Origin of the sequence: Leptolyngbya sp. GB1-A1 (assembly GCF_039962475.1) — a bacterium.
Lineage (GTDB): Bacteria > Cyanobacteriota > Cyanobacteriia > Elainellales > Elainellaceae > Leptolyngbya_A.
On sequence record NZ_JAMPLI010000072.1, the window covers coordinates 1 to 14,560 of the forward strand.

The 14,560-nt window shown below is 50.1% G+C and carries 14 protein-coding genes and 1 pseudogene; 8 read left to right on the forward strand and 7 right to left on the reverse strand.

Features of this window, described 5'->3' with window-relative positions:
• Nucleotides 1–255: 255 nt before the first annotated feature.
• A complete protein-coding gene (locus tag NDI45_RS28455; protein ID WP_348249777.1) occupies nt 256–651 on the reverse strand; it encodes a hypothetical protein in 396 nt (131 codons plus the stop codon).
• A 292-nt stretch (nt 652–943) separates the two neighbouring features.
• Here NDI45_RS28455 and NDI45_RS28460 point away from each other — a divergent pair, with 292 nt between their 5' ends.
• Nucleotides 944–1,579, forward strand: a complete 636-nt coding sequence (locus tag NDI45_RS28460; RefSeq protein WP_348249778.1) for a bifunctional 4-hydroxy-2-oxoglutarate aldolase/2-dehydro-3-deoxy-phosphogluconate aldolase — start codon at nt 944–946, stop codon at nt 1,577–1,579.
• Here the strand turns inward: NDI45_RS28460 and NDI45_RS28465 are convergent.
• Together NDI45_RS28465 and NDI45_RS28470 are read right to left on the reverse strand one after the other, a co-directional pair.
• Nucleotides 1,576–2,538, reverse strand: a complete 963-nt coding sequence (locus NDI45_RS28465; protein ID WP_348249779.1) for a glycerate kinase — start codon at nt 2,536–2,538, stop codon at nt 1,576–1,578. The genes NDI45_RS28460 and NDI45_RS28465 overlap by 4 nt on opposite strands.
• Nucleotides 2,539–2,567: 29 nt before the next feature.
• A complete protein-coding gene (locus NDI45_RS28470) occupies nt 2,568–2,924 on the reverse strand; it encodes a DUF565 domain-containing protein (RefSeq protein ID WP_348249785.1) in 357 nt (118 codons plus the stop codon).
• A 215-nt stretch (nt 2,925–3,139) separates the two neighbouring features.
• On the opposite strand from NDI45_RS28470, the gene NDI45_RS28475 reads away from it, so the two are divergent.
• Both NDI45_RS28475 and NDI45_RS28480 read left to right on the forward strand, forming a co-directional pair.
• Nucleotides 3,140–3,730, forward strand: coding sequence for a hypothetical protein (locus tag NDI45_RS28475; RefSeq protein WP_190793581.1), 591 nt, complete (start codon nt 3,140–3,142; stop codon nt 3,728–3,730).
• 489 nt (nt 3,731–4,219) lie between these two features.
• Nucleotides 4,220–4,519, forward strand: a complete 300-nt coding sequence (locus tag NDI45_RS28480; protein WP_242067503.1) for a c-type cytochrome — start codon at nt 4,220–4,222, stop codon at nt 4,517–4,519.
• Between the two features lie 80 nt (nt 4,520–4,599).
• On the opposite strand, the gene NDI45_RS28485 is transcribed toward NDI45_RS28480, so the two are convergent.
• Together NDI45_RS28485 and NDI45_RS28490 are read right to left on the reverse strand one after the other, a co-directional pair.
• Nucleotides 4,600–6,321 carry a ShlB/FhaC/HecB family hemolysin secretion/activation protein gene (locus NDI45_RS28485; protein ID WP_348249780.1) on the reverse strand — a complete coding sequence of 574 codons (1,722 nt, stop codon included), beginning with the start codon at nt 6,319–6,321 and terminating at the stop codon, nt 4,600–4,602.
• A 96-nt stretch (nt 6,322–6,417) separates the two neighbouring features.
• Nucleotides 6,418–7,587 carry a DNA double-strand break repair nuclease NurA gene (locus tag NDI45_RS28490; RefSeq protein WP_348249781.1) on the reverse strand — a complete coding sequence of 390 codons (1,170 nt, stop codon included), beginning with the start codon at nt 7,585–7,587 and terminating at the stop codon, nt 6,418–6,420.
• Between the two features lie 276 nt (nt 7,588–7,863).
• Here NDI45_RS28490 and NDI45_RS28495 point away from each other — a divergent pair, with 276 nt between their 5' ends.
• The 4 genes from NDI45_RS28495 (at nt 7,864) to NDI45_RS28510 (ending at nt 12,234) form a co-directional block, all read left to right on the forward strand.
• Nucleotides 7,864–8,058: a hypothetical protein gene (locus tag NDI45_RS28495; protein WP_190791631.1), complete on the forward strand. Its 195-nt coding sequence runs from the start codon at nt 7,864–7,866 to the stop codon at nt 8,056–8,058.
• A gap of 220 nt (nt 8,059–8,278) precedes the next feature.
• Nucleotides 8,279–9,502 (forward strand): geranylgeranyl reductase, encoded by a 1,224-nt coding sequence (gene chlP, locus NDI45_RS28500; protein ID WP_348249782.1) that lies wholly within the window; start codon nt 8,279–8,281, stop codon nt 9,500–9,502.
• Between the two features lie 212 nt (nt 9,503–9,714).
• A complete protein-coding gene (locus NDI45_RS28505) occupies nt 9,715–11,388 on the forward strand; it encodes a GH3 auxin-responsive promoter family protein (protein WP_190791633.1) in 1,674 nt (557 codons plus the stop codon).
• A 105-nt stretch (nt 11,389–11,493) separates the two neighbouring features.
• Entirely contained in the window at nt 11,494–12,234 is a 741-nt protein-coding gene (locus tag NDI45_RS28510) for an aspartyl/asparaginyl beta-hydroxylase domain-containing protein (protein WP_348249783.1), read from the forward strand.
• Nucleotides 12,235–12,315: 81 nt separating this feature from the next.
• Here the strand turns inward: NDI45_RS28510 and NDI45_RS28515 are convergent, their stop codons facing one another.
• Together NDI45_RS28515 and NDI45_RS28520 are read right to left on the reverse strand one after the other, a co-directional pair.
• On the reverse strand, nt 12,316–13,524 hold the full coding sequence (locus tag NDI45_RS28515) for an MFS transporter (protein WP_348249784.1): 1,209 nt from the start codon (nt 13,522–13,524) through the stop codon (nt 12,316–12,318).
• Between the two features lie 78 nt (nt 13,525–13,602).
• On the reverse strand, nt 13,603–14,103 hold the full coding sequence (locus NDI45_RS28520; RefSeq protein WP_190790605.1) for a pentapeptide repeat-containing protein: 501 nt from the start codon (nt 14,101–14,103) through the stop codon (nt 13,603–13,605).
• Nucleotides 14,104–14,451: 348 nt separating this feature from the next.
• Here NDI45_RS28520 and NDI45_RS28525 point away from each other — a divergent pair.
• Nucleotides 14,452–14,560, forward strand: a pseudogene (locus NDI45_RS28525) (photosystem II q(b) protein); the annotation flags it as partial.

Genomic DNA, 14,560 nt, shown 5'->3' on the forward strand with positions numbered 1-14,560 from the left:
GAAGAGTTGACTCAGCAATTGCAGCAGTTGCAACGCCAGACGATTGCGTCTTTAACCGGTTGGGATTACATTCTCAATGCTTTATCTGTAGCAGGTATTTATTGAATTGGTATAAGTCCCAAATTTGCCCTCATTCCCAGTTCTTTATGCCTTTTGCAAAATCAGCCAGCCCCAGAGTGAAGCTAGGGCGGCTGAGAAAATTTCCAGAGTGAGATTTATTTAATTGCGAGAATCCGAGAAACAGATAAAACCCAATTATGGATTCTCAGAGGGTGGTGCAGGATTTGGGCTGGACGTTGACGAGTCACTGTCAGAAGACCGTTGAGCGTTTGACTCCGGCTGAGTTAGCTCAGACTCCTGAGTCGGTGCAGGGTTAGGAACTGTGATATTGATATCAGGAGCCTTCACATCAGGAGCTTGAGGCTGAGCCGGAACAATTTCTCGGGTTCGCTCAATGACTGTATTTTGGCGTGGAGCTTGCGATTCGGACGGGCGATTAAAAAAGGCGTAAGCTGCAATTCCTGCACCGACTAAACCTGCGATCGCAATTCCAAGGGCAACCCCACTTGCCGCACTGCTGTTCTCTCGATCGATCTGAGCCTGCCGCCGTAGCTCATTGTCATAAACTTCCCGATCGCGTAAATTTCTCATGTTCAATTCCTCCTCGATCTCAAAAGCATTGGGATGTACAAAAACGTGTGTAATGAAACAAGAATCCTTTTGACATTCAACAGATCTTGTTGTTGGAAATTTCCAATCTGTTGCACCCGTAGTTCCAAAATAGCCATTCAGTACCAACGACTTATTACACCTAGAGGAGGGTAGCTTTCTATACCGCAGGAATGGAATAAAGCAGTACATAGCCGTGAGATGACTGTCAAATGAGTTAAAACATGGCAAAATCAGGCTTCGGTTCTTTGACTCGAAATTGGGTGGTTAGGTTATGTCCGCAGCATGGCTTGCACTGCTGAAACAGCATCGATCGATCGCAGTGATTCGCGCCCTCGAACTGGCAGTGGGAATCGAGATGGCAAACGCAACGGCGGCAGGCGGAATGCGGCTGATTGAAATTACCTGGAACAGCGATCGTCCCCATCATCTAATCCAACAGATCCAAAATGATTTGCCAGATTGTGTGATTGGAGCCGGAACGTTGCGATCGACCGATGAGGTGCAGCAGGCGATCGAGGCGGGGGCACAGTTTTTGTTTTCGCCGCATACGGATTTTTCGATGATTGAAGCGGCAGTGCGGCGGGAGATTCCGATCGTGGCAGGGGCACTGACGCCCACGGAAATTATGAGGGCATCACAGGCAGGGGCAGCTTGTGTCAAGGTTTTTCCAATTCAAGCAGTGGGCGGCGCAAGCTATATTCGCAGTTTGCAGGAGCCGCTCGGCGAGATTCCGCTCATTCCAACCGGAGGTGTCACGATCGACAATGCAGCAGAGTTCATTCGTGCAGGCGCGATCGCTGTAGGGCTGGCAGGACAGCTTTTTCCAAAACAGGCGATCGAGACAGGCGACTGGTCAATCGTTGAGGCGCGATCGAAGCAACTGGTCGAAAATTTGCGAAGCGTTTAGTCTAAACCGGGATTGTACGGACAATAAATCGAAGTGGGTAACCGATTTTCGTCAAGCTCAATGATCCAATCAACCCATTCAGGCTGAGACAGAAGCGGCGGGATAAACAGCTCAGGGTGAAGCGATCGCCAGAAATACTGCACAAATTCCTCGATTTCGGTATCGCTCATGCCCGGCTTCCCGGTCGCTTTCATCATTTGTTCTGCTTCTTTGCGCCATTGCAGCGTCAATCGATAATCTACTGGATTCAGCACAATCAGGCGATCGAGTTCGTCCCACAGCGGCAAGTAGTCTTGTAACCGATCGTTGGTGTCACGGGCAAAGGTACGGTCAGACTCGCTGATAATCGGCGACGGGGCATGGTCAAACAAAGCCGGATCGATCGGACGCACCCCCAGAAACCAGCCTTCAAACAGCACCACATCAGCAGCCGTAAGCCTTTCTGGCACAATTCGATCGCCTGCCCCTTGATGCAGCGACTTGTCAAAGCGAGGCACGGCAACCGGGTGCTGCGGGCTAACCTGTCTGAGCTGCTTCAGAACCGATAATCCCAGCGAGACATCGTGGGTGCCCGGAGGACCACGCCAGCGATAGCGAGGGTCAAACTGCTGAAGCTGAAGCCGATCGGCATAGGTTTTATAAAGGTCGTCGATCGATAAACGACAAACCTGAAGTTCCATCTCTGCCAAAATTTCAGTCAGGATAGCGGCAAGGGTCGTTTTACCCGTTCCCTGCCCGCCCAGAATACCGAGAATTAGCGTTTTCTGCTGCCGCCACTCAGCGATCTGTTGTGCTAGAGGCATCCAAAACTGCTGTAGAAGCTCGATGCGAAGCAGTTCCTCCTTGGGGGTAATCGGACTATCTTGCCAGCCCTGCTGATAAAAAAAGTTTTGGAGCCGAAGAAAAACTCGCTGAAAAAAAGCTTCGTCCTGCTGATGAATTGACCTGCTTTCTGCCATCGTTTACCGCTCCTTTATTCGCTCATTCGCTAACTGCCCAGCTTAAATGCTTCCAGAAATAGCCCATAAATCAGTCCCAGCTTTAACCCGTTCAAGACATCAAGCAACAGCGATCGGGCAGCGGGTCGCTCTTGTCCCAAAGAACGGGAACGATCGCCGCGATAAACTAGCCAGCTAATCAACTCACTAAACAACACCAGCAGAAACGCTGCCAGCACGTCTAATTCTGCCTTTTGTCCGGCAACGGTCGAAATCGTCGAAGCAAGAAAATTTCCGGTCAAAACTGTAATCAGCAGCAGCGACAACCGCCGCCAGGGATTTTGTAGCGATCGGCTAAATCGTCCTAGCGCATTGTCTACAACCGTACTGAGCCGAGTATTCTGCATGAATTGGGGATAAATTGGGGACAAATCGGGGCGGAAGTTGAATATCAGCATTTTAAAGGTAGAGAAGCAGAAAACAAGGACAGAAAGCCCTGATTCCGATTGCCGTCCCCAGTCCATCGCTTAGGGAAAACGATCGCCGCAGAAACTCTCTTTGGATACGTGCAAAGACCGTGATCCCTGTCTAGATTAGAAATGACACGCGGGAGGGAACGGGAGTGAAGATATCAGATGAGACAAAGCTCAAGCTCTACCCTGTGGCAATCGGGGTCATGGGCGTTTGTCTGCTGGCACTGCTCTTTACCCGAATTGATATTATTCTGCCGACTTCCCCCGAGCAAACCGCTCCCCCGGAACCTGCCGCGTCTCCCATGCCTGCCCCAACTCCGGCGATCGAACCTTCTCCCACCCCATCCCCCAGTCCGACCCCGATTCCTAGTCCACCGCCCGTTTCTCAGTCGCCCAATCCTGCGGCAGCAAGCGATCGTTTGGGAAACCTCAAAGTCAGCAATCAAACGACACATCCGGTACGGGTGGCTTTGCTGTTTCAGCAGGCAAACAGTAAATCTACGGCACAACTATCCTACAACCAGCCCGTTCACTGGGATTTTGCACCGGGCGAAGGGGGAAATACTGGCTTATTACTCTCACTGCCCGATAGCAACCTGCAAGTCAAAGCGGGAGATGTGCTGATGGCATTTGCAGAAGACGGTTCACGCCGCTACTGGGGTCCGTTTGTGGTTGGTAGAACGAGCCTGCCAACGTGGAATGCGACTCAGCAAGAGTGGACGCTGCTGCTCCAGCAATAAATTCTGTTGGTGCGGATGAGCATTGCAGTTCAAGCTGGGCTGGATTCGATCGCGATTCGATCGTTAAACAAATCTCCTTACAAGACTGAGAGGATGTTTGAATCGCCACCGTCACTCAACTTGCTTAATGCTCAAGCAACCTGGCTCACTTTCAAAATTCAAAGTCTCCCCTCGCTCTTTTAGAGCGGCAAGCAATCAATGGGGAATTTAGGGGGCAATGTAGAACAGAGAACGCTTTTCAAACATCCTCGGAGCAGAGCTTTCACAACCTATTGGTGAACCCTTTCGTAAACCCTATTTTGTGGACCCTATCGATAAACTGGAGAAGAAAATTGAGAGGTTTCTCCTGTGTTCGATATTCGATTGGTGTTCGGCTGGCTAATGTCTAAATGCGATCGGTGGAGTCAGGGAACCGAAAGCCGATTTCTCCTCACGCGACTCGTAGGTCTTGCCTGCATGACCCTGATTGGGGCTGCAACAATCCTTGTCATGCCTGCTGCGATCGCTGCGGATTCAACGGATTTAGCAAGCGGCTCTCAAGTCTTTCAGGCGCACTGCGAGGGCTGCCACATTAACGGCGGCAACATTATCCGACGCGGCAAAACCCTGAAACTCAACGCCCTGCAACGCAACGGTATGGATTCTCTAGAGGGGATCGCCCAAATCGTCACCCATGGCAAAAACAATATGTCTGCTTTTCACGATCGCCTCACTGAGCAGCAAATTCAAGATGTCGCCGCCTACGTTCTCGACCAGGCAGAAACAGGCTGGAAAGAACCGCAAAAATAAATCCATTTCCAAACAAGTCGATCGCAACGCCACCACAAGCTCAAACTGAATCGCACAATCTCTCCCATCCACTCATCCACCTACCGCAACTGATAATCCACGCTGAAATAAACCCCAAAATCCTGAGCATTCACTCCCTGATCGTCCAGATTCACCAGGGGAATTGCGCCATCTACTCTCACATTCACATCAGCCAAGGGCTGCCATAGGATGCCTAACCCCACGCCCGCAAGAAAATTTTGACGCGGCAAAGCATTTAGATTGCGGCTATCGTTCCAGACCAGTCCAGAATCGATAAAAGGCGCAACTTGCAGCACTGACTCTCCTGCCTCGTTGCGGGCAAGCGTGATCCGGTCTTCCACAGAAAAGCGAATGCCATTATCGCCCAATCTGGCATTTTGCCGAAACCCGCGTACCGATCGTCCACCCCCGATCGCAAACTGCTGTGAGGGCGGGAGCGCGTCGGGCGTGAGCTGCACATCAAGCTGAGCAATCAGTAAATTGCCTGGATTCAGGATTTGGACGCGCTGAAACTGTCCCAGCCAGGTAAAAAATAGCCCGTCTGGCGTGTTGTCAGGAGGGTCTGTGGTGGCACCCAATAATCCAGTGCCGAAATTGAATGCCGATCGCCCTGCCCAGGCTCCCTGGGGGTCACGCCGCACATAGTCCTGACCAAAGGTGAAAACACTGGTCGTCGTATCGTCGATCAGCGATTCGCTCACAAAGATTTGTCCGGTGCGGTGCGTGAATTCGGTAGAAAGGGCGAACTCTTCGCGGGGCGATCGAATCACGGGCTGCCGAAAGCTGGCTTCATACAGGTTCGCGCTGCCCTGAATATCGAGATCGTCAGGATCACGGCGTGTAAACTCGAAGTTGCTGGGTGAGTACCTGAGCGCAAGGGTGCCCTGAAGCGGATTAAGTGGAATTTCGTAGTTGAATTCAAAAACGTTTGATCCACCTGTGGTCGATCGAAAATAAGCCGCCGTCAGCAAATCGCCGTTTCCAGTCAAATTATGTTGTCCTACCACAACCCCAATGCGCTCTGACCCCACATCGGGCGGCGACAGGTTATCGGCACTCAAATCGAGAATCCAGTCTTCTGCTTCGGTTACGCGCACCGACAGAATGCTTTGCCCCAGCCCACTGCCTGCGCGTAAGCTGGCTTCCACGTTGTCAAATAAAGGGTCGATTCGCAGCAGACGAAGCTGATCTTCCAAATCGCTCTGACGCAAAGGCGTACCGCTGCCCAACTGGATTCGACTGCGAACATAGGCAGGATTGACTCGGCGAGTTCCTTCAATCTCGATCGCCTCCAAGCTGCCTTCAAGGACGCGAATCTGCACGACGCCATCCTGAATTTGCTGATCGACCAGAATTGCTCTAGAGGTGAGATAGCCCTCGTTTAGATAAAGCTGGGTAATCTGATCCGCGACCTGCCGCAGTTCTTCTAAAGTGAGCGATTTGCCCTGCACAGGTTGGACGATCGGCGCAAAATCGTTTTCGTCAAAAACCGTACTTCCCACCACCTCAATCCGCTGGACGGGAATCTGAACCGGAGCAGTTTCAGGCATAGGCGCAGGCGGAATCAATTCGGCTGGAGTAGGAGCAGGCAAGGGAACAGGCTGCACAGGCTGAAGCAAGGAAGGCTCAGGATTTGTGGGAACAGGAGTCTGAGCCAGCATTTCTGCTGGAGCCACTGCCTGAGCAGGGATAGAAACAAGCAACCCAGGCACGATCGCCCCAAACGCGAGATGGAGCAGTTCCCCCTTCGCGGTTATCGATTTCACCAACGATCGTTTCATCACCCACTCACAAACCCCATGGCAGCATTATCGAAGTCCTGACGGTTTGCTCCGGAAAAACGGTTGAATTCCTTAACTGAATTCCTTAACCGTTACTCAACGTCGCCTGACTTTGCTCACCATTTTGCGAGAAAATCGCAGGTTTAAATCCTCTGACTCTGCCCAATCTTGCAAAATCTGGAAAAAGATCTGTCGATCGTTTGCTTGCAACACAGCAGTCTGGTCTGCGCTTTCGATCACATAGGGATAGCCGCCGCCAATAATCACTTCGCCGCGTACCCAGTCCATGATTCGATCGCTAATCCCTGCTTCCACCATCCATAGAGGCATTTCAATCCGGGCAGGATAGTTGTCGCGAGTGGTTTTTAAGTAGGTAAAGGCAACCCGATCGCGCTGCTCCTCATACTGGTCTAAAATGCCCGATCGCTGACACAGAAACAGGGGAGTTCGATCGCCCCACGTTATAAATTTGTTGAGCAACTGAGCATCGTGAATGGTGTCGGATGGAGGCAGAGCATAAAGCGTGCGGAGCATTACCGCGAGATCCTGCGCGTAGGAAGTGTCGATATAGGCAACCAAAGGAACTCGGTATTTCTCGCTTGCCCGCAGCAAATTCAGCAGACATTCGACATAAAACTGACGGCTGCTCCCATCAAACACTTGAGCAAAGGTCGCCACCAGAGAGCCATCCAGAAATACCAGACAGTTTTCGGCATGGGCATGGTCTTTGATGTAATCGACCAGTCGTTGCGTCTCCATCTCAAACCGCCGCATATTGACTCGTCGATCGACAGGTTCGCCGCTATTCCCGGCTTGAAGATCGATCGGGGTCATCACATCCAAGGCAATGTCTTTCTCGTAGCCGCCCGTCGGCAGGTGAGGATTTTCAAACCAGCCAATCTGTACCAGAGCGATCGGAATCGAAAGATCTTTCCCCGGATAGATTTGGGAGCCATCAACCGCAAACGTGCGGATTCCAGTGAGCCGATCGCGTACCCAAGCAAGGCTCTGCTCTTTGTTCTGCCACACCAGCCCACAGGAAATCACGCCGTTCTTTGCCTCAGACAGCGACTCTAACAGCCGCGCTCCGGTTGCCCCAGAATACTTAGCAAGACGCTGCCGGACATCGGCTTCTCCCTGGGCAGACAAAACGTGCAGCGCGCTGCGATACTGCTGCAACTGCTCCCACACCTCCCGATTAAAGGCAGTAAATTCCTCGCGTTTGTTCGTAAGAATTTGATGAATCTGAGACGGCTTCAGGGTCATGACGATCGCAGCAGAGCTTTTAACAGGGCTTTCAATAGCCTACAGGATTTCTACAGTCAGTATTTCAACGGAATTTCTAATCGCTACGCGGGCAATAACACGGAAGAATACGGATAGGAATCTAAAGAAAATATTAAATAATAGATTCTATTAGAGACAGGGTGAATAACTACCAGTTCATCCCGATCGCCAATCGCCATTCGTGGAGTTGAAACATAACTTATGGGTGCCGCTGAAATTTCTAAGCTCGCGTTTAGCAGAGGGTGCAGTCTAAACATGAGTGGGCAAGACGATGTTTTGCTGTATTGGATTGAGAACACAATTTTCGTGAGTAAACCCTTCGAGCAGCTTGAAGAACTGGTCGATTTGATTTTGCGCTTGCCGATTTGCGGTCAAGACACCGTTCAAGCTTCTGAAACGATCGTGCTTGCTCAAACTACTTTTTGCCCTTCTGTTCCCCTTGCTGCCTGATCTTGCAGTCGCACTTCACGGTTTGCTCCTTTTACCAATGGCACTGTGAATGATTAGAATTGTGAATTCTCAATGATGACTGCTATCGCTGCTCCCTCAGGGTCAATATATTAAGCTCTGTTTCATTTCTTTCCTATCTCCGGCCTCAGACAGTAATCCAGCGGAGTGTCCGTGATAGGATGCACTCCGTGGCCTCTGGGAGACATAGGAGAGAAGACCTTTGACACTACGGGTTGCTGTTGTTGGATCGGGTCCGGCAGGTTCCTCGGCTGCCGAGACATTAGCAAGAGCTGGAATTGAAACTTACCTTTTTGAACGCAAGTTAGATAACGCCAAACCTTGTGGTGGGGCAATTCCCCTCTGCATGGTCAGCGAGTTTGATCTGCCGCCAGAAATCATCGATCGTCGAGTTCGCAAGATGAAGATGATTTCTCCCTCAAATATTGAGGTGAACATTGGTCAGACGCTTAAAGATGATGAATATATTGGAATGTGCCGCCGCGAGGTGCTGGACGGCTTCCTGCGAAATCGGGCTGCCAAACTGGGCGCAACGCTAATCAACGGAACGGTGCATGGCATCGACCTTCCTACAAGCAGCACGGCTCCTTACACCCTTCACTACGCCGATCACTCGAACGGTGCGCTGGAAGGTGAAGCCAGAACGCTGCAAGTTGATTTGATCATCGGTGCAGATGGTGCAAATTCCCGCGTTGCCAAAGCGATCGATGCAGGAGACTACAACTACGCGATCGCCTTCCAGGAGCGCATCCGCTTGCCCGAAGAAGGAATGGCATACTACGAGGAACTCGCCGAGATGTATGTGGGAGATGATGTCTCTCCAGACTTCTACGCCTGGGTTTTCCCCAAGTATGACCACGTTGCGGTCGGCACAGGCACGATGAAAAAGAACAAGGCACTCATCAAAGACCTGCAAGCTGGCATCCGCACCCGCGCTGCTAAAAAGCTGGAAGGCGGCAAAATCATCAAAGTCGAAGCGCATCCCATTCCTGAGCATCCCCGTCCGCGTCGTGTGGTGGGTCGTGTGGCTCTAGTGGGCGATGCCGCAGGCTATGTTACCAAGTCTTCGGGCGAAGGCATTTACTTTGCTGCGAAGTCAGGTCGGATGTGCGCCGAAACCATTGTCGAACTGTCAAACAAGGGAGAGCGCATTCCCACCGAGGCTGATCTCAAGGTGTACCTGAAACAATGGGACAAAACCTATGGAGCAACCTATCTGGTGCTAGACATCTTGCAGCGCGTGTTCTACCGCTCAGATGCAACTCGCGAAGCCTTCGTCGAAATGTGTTCTGACATCGACGTGCAGAAGCTGACATTTGACAGCTACCTGTATAAAACAGTCGTGCCTGCTAATCCCATAGTGCAGCTTAAGATCACTGCAAAGACGATCGCAAGCCTGCTGCGCGGAAATGCCCTGGCTCCTTAATTTAGTCTTAATTTCAATAACTTAGTCATGCGATCGGGTGGGCAATAGCTCACCCATTTTTTATTGTGGGCTGTTTTATTGTGGGCTGTTATTTTGTGCTGATAAGGCGATGGGTGGTACGATGACGTTCTCTAGAAGGCTGACGCTTGTTAGCCCACCTACCATTGACTCCTTTGAGACTGACTCATCTAACTTTCTGCCACAGCCAGCCTATGAGCAACCTAGTGCTATCTTTGGTTTCTACAGTAACGAAGCGAGTCAAAGCCAACTTTGTCCGAAATACTCAAAACGTTACCGCAGCCCAGGAGAAGTTTCTTCTATCACTGCTGCGATTGCACCAGAACACAGAGTTTGGCAAGCAGTATGGACTTGCAGAGGTTAAAACCGTTGCTCAATTTCGCGATCGGATTCCTGTTCTGTCCTACAGCCATTACGAGCCTTATGTAGAGCGCATCGCTCAAGGCGAGCCCAATATTCTGACTCCTGACCCTATAATTTACCTGAACCTGAGCAGTGGCTCAACCGGAAAACAAAAACTCATTCCTGTTACCCATCGATCTCGCCGAGTTCGTAGTCAAGTCAATCAGACCAGCACCGGATTCCTGATTGAAGCACTGCAGCGCCGCAAACTGCCGATCGGTAAGATCCTTGTAACCACATCAGCACGAGCCGTTGGGCAGACCAGCAGCGGTATCGACTATGGCTTTGTGAGCGCAGGTGATTTACGGCTCAACAGCGGGCTTTACCGGCAGATTGCTGCCCAGCCTTTTGAAGCCCTGCAATCGGCTGATAGTCTGGCTCGTCACTATGTTTGCTTGCTGTTTGCGCTAAGCGATCCACAAACGCGCATCATTGGGGCAAACTTTCCAGTGCTGGGTTTGCAGCTCAGCCATTACTTGGAATCCTACGCGGAAGATTTTATTCAAGATATTGAAACAGGCGAGATTGCCCATTGGTTGAAGTTAGAGCCGGAGATTCGCGCCAAGTTGGAACGATGCTGGTCGAGTCACCCAAAACGAGCGGCTGAACTGCGCCATCTTCTAAAAACAGAAGGACGGCTGACGCCCCACTCGGTTTGGAATTTGTCTGCTGTCGTGACGGCTTTGGGCGGTACATCTAGCTTCTACCTGGAGCGATTTCCGTCTTACTTTGGTGACACTCCCATTTTCGGTGGAATTTATGCCTCATCAGAAGCAGCTTTTGGCACCTACTATGAGCTGAACAACGAGGGAGCTGTGCTAGCGGTGAACGCAGGTTTTTTTGAGTTCATCGCTGAAGATCAGTGGCAAGCCGCTCAACCCAAAACTTTGCTGCCTTGTGAAGTCACACCCGGAAACTACTACCGAATTGTTGTAACAAATTACAGCGGGCTTTATCGCTATGACATTAATGATGTTGTCGAGGTTTTGGGCTTTTACAACGAAGCACCAATCATTGTTTTTCGACATCGCCTGGGCGGATTACTCTCTTCGACTACGGAGAAGACGACAGAATTTCACGTCGCACAGGTCATGCAGCGGCTACAGCAAAATTTTAATCTCGCCTTAGAAAACTTCTGCGTTACCTTATCCGAACACGAAATTCCACCTCACTATTTGGTCAATATTGAACTGGCTTCTGGAGAACGGCTTACCCACTCCCAGGATTTCATTCAGCAGTTCGATCGCTACCTTCAGGAGGTTCAGCCTTCTTATGCCGTCAAGCGTCCGGGTACAATTCCACCCCCCCGTCTTCGGATTTTAGCCTCTGGAAGCTTTGCCACATTGCAACAGCGATTGCTAAAGCGCGGCATTCCAGAATCCCAATTGAAGTTTCCCCATATTAGCGACGATCGCCATCTGCTAACGGGACTTACAATCGCGCAAGAAATTGCAATGGAGGAGTGAAGCTTCTGCCTAAAATAAAGTTGCCTAAAATAAGATTGCCCCAAATTACTTTCTAAGATGATTTAGTGTAAGGCGTGCATGAAAGGGTTCGTTCAATCAACTACCATGAAACTGGAAAGTATTAGCCCTAATAACATTAACCTGGTCCAAAACCTGATCCAGAAAATTGAGAGCCTCGTACCTGAGTATTCTCTTGTTGGCGAATCAGTGTTTTTCTCTAAAGACCAGTTTCCCTGGGCAGAAGCACTAGAAGCTAACTGGCAGGGGATTCGCCAAGAGCTAGATCAAGTGCTTCCCTACACAGATGTACTCCCCAATTTCCAGGATATTTCTCCTCGCCAGAACCGCATTTCCCCCGATAATCTCTGGAAGACTTACTTCTTTTTTGCCTTTGGCTATCGCTCCCAAAAAAATTGCGATCGGTGTCCAGAAACAACTCGGCTATTGGAACAAATTCCAGGTTTAAAGGTTGCTTTCTTCTCAATTCTGGCTCCGGGAAAACATATTCCTGAGCATCGGGGCAAACACAAGGGGATTATTCGGTGTCATTTAGCCTTAAAAGTGCCAGAACCCAGAGAAAAGTGCCGCATTCGTGTTTCCGAGCAGGTCGCCTACTGGGAGGAAGGCAAAACCTTGTTTTTTGACGACACCTATCCCCACGAAGTTTGGAACGACACGAATGATTATCGGGTTGTGCTATTTCTTGATATTGCTCGCCCGCTGCGCTTTCCCTTGTCGATCGTTAACTGGCTTGTGAATCGGTTGGTTGGTTTTTCTCCGATCATTCAAGTTGCGAAAGGCAATCATCAAAACTGGGAAAAACAGTTTGAGGAAATGTTGCGCTAGCTCTTTCTTCCAACCCTCTACCCGCCTGAAGATCATCGTTTAGTTGGGTGCAACCAAAAGGCTTGTCCAAACGCAGCGGCTTTAGCTAGATGCCCGATTTGGCTGCATCACAACGGTGAGGCTTAACCCACTCGCTATCGCTGCAATTGCGCCTGCCACATAAAACACGGGCGGTAAACCCGCATATTTCCAGACAGAACCTAAAATCACAGGGGAAATAAACTGCCCTAAGGAGTTAAACCCAGTTCCGATCGCCAAAACCGTCGTCCTCACTTCGAGGGGCGCTAAACCTGCCAGTACGTCATACAGGTTAGGAGTAATGATGCCAAAACCTACCCCAAAAAGCATTGCGGTCGGAATAATCAAATACAGCTCAGTCAAAAAAGGAATGGTCACGATCGCCATTGCCATTAAGCTGAAGCCAAAAGCAACCGCTCGACTCGGCCCAATCCGCTGACTGATTCGACTTGCCCCAAAAGCAGAAATTAAAGCGGCTCCAACCAAACGAACTGCTAACACAATACCGTTGATTTCAGGAGTCGCCCCGATCGCCTGCTTAAGGTAGAGCGGCGTATAAACCACAACGGCATACATCATCAGCCCGGCTGCCCAGATAAATAAATACACCGTTAAAATACTGCGATTACGAATCAACTGGCTAAGCTGCTGATTTTGGCTTGTCTGGATCATTGACACAGCAGGAGAAGCATTTTCCCTCAAGACAAGGGCCGCAATTACTGCCAGGGGAATGCCCAGCCCGTACAGATAAAAAGCAAACTGCCATTGAATACCACCAACCCAGCCACCCAACAACGGGAAGAAAATCGCCGCGGTTGTCATGGCACTCGTTGCGTAGCCTAAGATGCGCGATCGCGTTTCTCCTTCATACATGCCGCCTAATATGCCGATCGTGGCAGCAGCAACACCCCCACTAGCAGCCCCAAGCAACCCTCGGCTGGTTAGAAGTAAGGGCATTGTTGTAAGAAACGCGGTAGATAGCCCAAAAATAGCGTACAGAATTAGGCAAGGAACCATCACTTTGAGCTTACCCAAGCGATCAGCCACGACTCCTAGAATTGGGGTACACAAAGCAGAGGTTAGCGCATGAATGCTAGCGAGTGTTCCTGCCCACTGGGGGTCAAGTGCGAGCTGCTGCACCATTTCTGGCAACACCGGAAAGATTACACTCCCGGTCATTGTAGTCAAACACCCTGCTAGTAATAAAACCAATAATTGGTGAAATCGCTTCGCGGATGTTAAGTGAGCGGCTCGCTTCAACAAATCATTCATAGGCAGCATTAAGGATTCATGGGCAGCATTAAGGTTTTCACACCGCGCTTGTAGGAGATTACAGGCGATCGTTTATGCTCACCGACAACCCAGGGATTCACGCGTATCCACACCCGTTAATGGATTCACGCCATTTGCAGTTTTGCATAGCTCAAGAACTTGGTCGCGATCGAGTAAGGCAAAGCTGAAGTCTGCGCCATCTACTTTTGCACCCTTAAAGCTTGATTTAAGCATCATCGCGGAAGTCAAAATTGCATCAGTTAAATCAACACCAGATAAATCACTTAAGTAAGCAATGCCATCACTAAAATCGACGCTGTGAAGGTTCGCATTGGTTAAGACAGAGCCATTGAAGACTGCTCCTCGCAAATTTGCACCGCTAAAGTTCGCTTTGATCAATCTCGCGTTCGCAAATTCCGCTTTGACAAGATCCTGTCCGGCGTAATCTTTCGTATCCGCTTGAACGTCATCAAAGGCGCGAATTGCAGCAGAACTTGCAGCGATGACCGGAAGCGGTGCAGCCGTCAGCATCACATAACAAAAGACAATTAGACCCAGGAACAACTGAAATACCCGCATAGCAAATTCTTAGAGAATGCAGACAATTCTTGAACAGTCTCAAACTTAACATTTTTTAATCGTGCCTCCGCTTCCGAACGCTCGAAAGTTTGTTTAGCGCTCTGGAGTTTAGCGCTCTGGAATAGTGCGTGAAGGACAGCGGCAAGTTTAGAGAGCAGAAATACGATTCCTGCCAGGGCAAGCTCCAATTTTTCCATCAAGGGATCATTCACTACATCCATAGATTAGCTGAGCCTATGCTGCTTATAAAAAATGTTTATGTTTAGTTTCCTTCACATTTTCTAAGCTTTCGTTTACATTGAATGACATACATAAGTTTACGTACCTTTACAACGGACTCATCGAAATATGACGACTACCTTACAGCGTCGCGACTCCGCGAACCTGTGGGAGCAGTTCTGCACCTGGATCACCTCCACCGACAACCGCCTCTACATCGGCTGGTTCGGCGTTCTCA

What these genes read in the sequence shown, in the direction of transcription:
- NDI45_RS28520 (WP_190790605.1), bottom strand. Translation starts at nt 14,103, where the DNA reads ATGCGGGTATTTCAGTTGTTCCTGGGTCTAATTGTCTTTTGTTATGTG.
- NDI45_RS28505 (WP_190791633.1), top strand. Translation starts at nt 9,715, where the DNA reads ATGAGCAACCTAGTGCTATCTTTGGTTTCTACAGTAACGAAGCGAGTC.
- NDI45_RS28480 (WP_242067503.1), top strand. Translation starts at nt 4,220, where the DNA reads ATGCCTGCTGCGATCGCTGCGGATTCAACGGATTTAGCAAGCGGCTCT.
- NDI45_RS28485 (WP_348249780.1), bottom strand. Translation starts at nt 6,321, where the DNA reads ATGAAACGATCGTTGGTGAAATCGATAACCGCGAAGGGGGAACTGCTC.
- NDI45_RS28495 (WP_190791631.1), top strand. Translation starts at nt 7,864, where the DNA reads ATGAGTGGGCAAGACGATGTTTTGCTGTATTGGATTGAGAACACAATT.
- NDI45_RS28470 (WP_348249785.1), bottom strand. Translation starts at nt 2,924, where the DNA reads ATGCAGAATACTCGGCTCAGTACGGTTGTAGACAATGCGCTAGGACGA.
- NDI45_RS28515 (WP_348249784.1), bottom strand. Translation starts at nt 13,524, where the DNA reads ATGAATGATTTGTTGAAGCGAGCCGCTCACTTAACATCCGCGAAGCGA.
- NDI45_RS28510 (WP_348249783.1), top strand. Translation starts at nt 11,494, where the DNA reads ATGAAACTGGAAAGTATTAGCCCTAATAACATTAACCTGGTCCAAAAC.
- NDI45_RS28455 (WP_348249777.1), bottom strand. Translation starts at nt 651, where the DNA reads ATGAGAAATTTACGCGATCGGGAAGTTTATGACAATGAGCTACGGCGG.
- NDI45_RS28460 (WP_348249778.1), top strand. Translation starts at nt 944, where the DNA reads ATGTCCGCAGCATGGCTTGCACTGCTGAAACAGCATCGATCGATCGCA.
- NDI45_RS28490 (WP_348249781.1), bottom strand. Translation starts at nt 7,587, where the DNA reads ATGACCCTGAAGCCGTCTCAGATTCATCAAATTCTTACGAACAAACGC.
- NDI45_RS28465 (WP_348249779.1), bottom strand. Translation starts at nt 2,538, where the DNA reads ATGGCAGAAAGCAGGTCAATTCATCAGCAGGACGAAGCTTTTTTTCAG.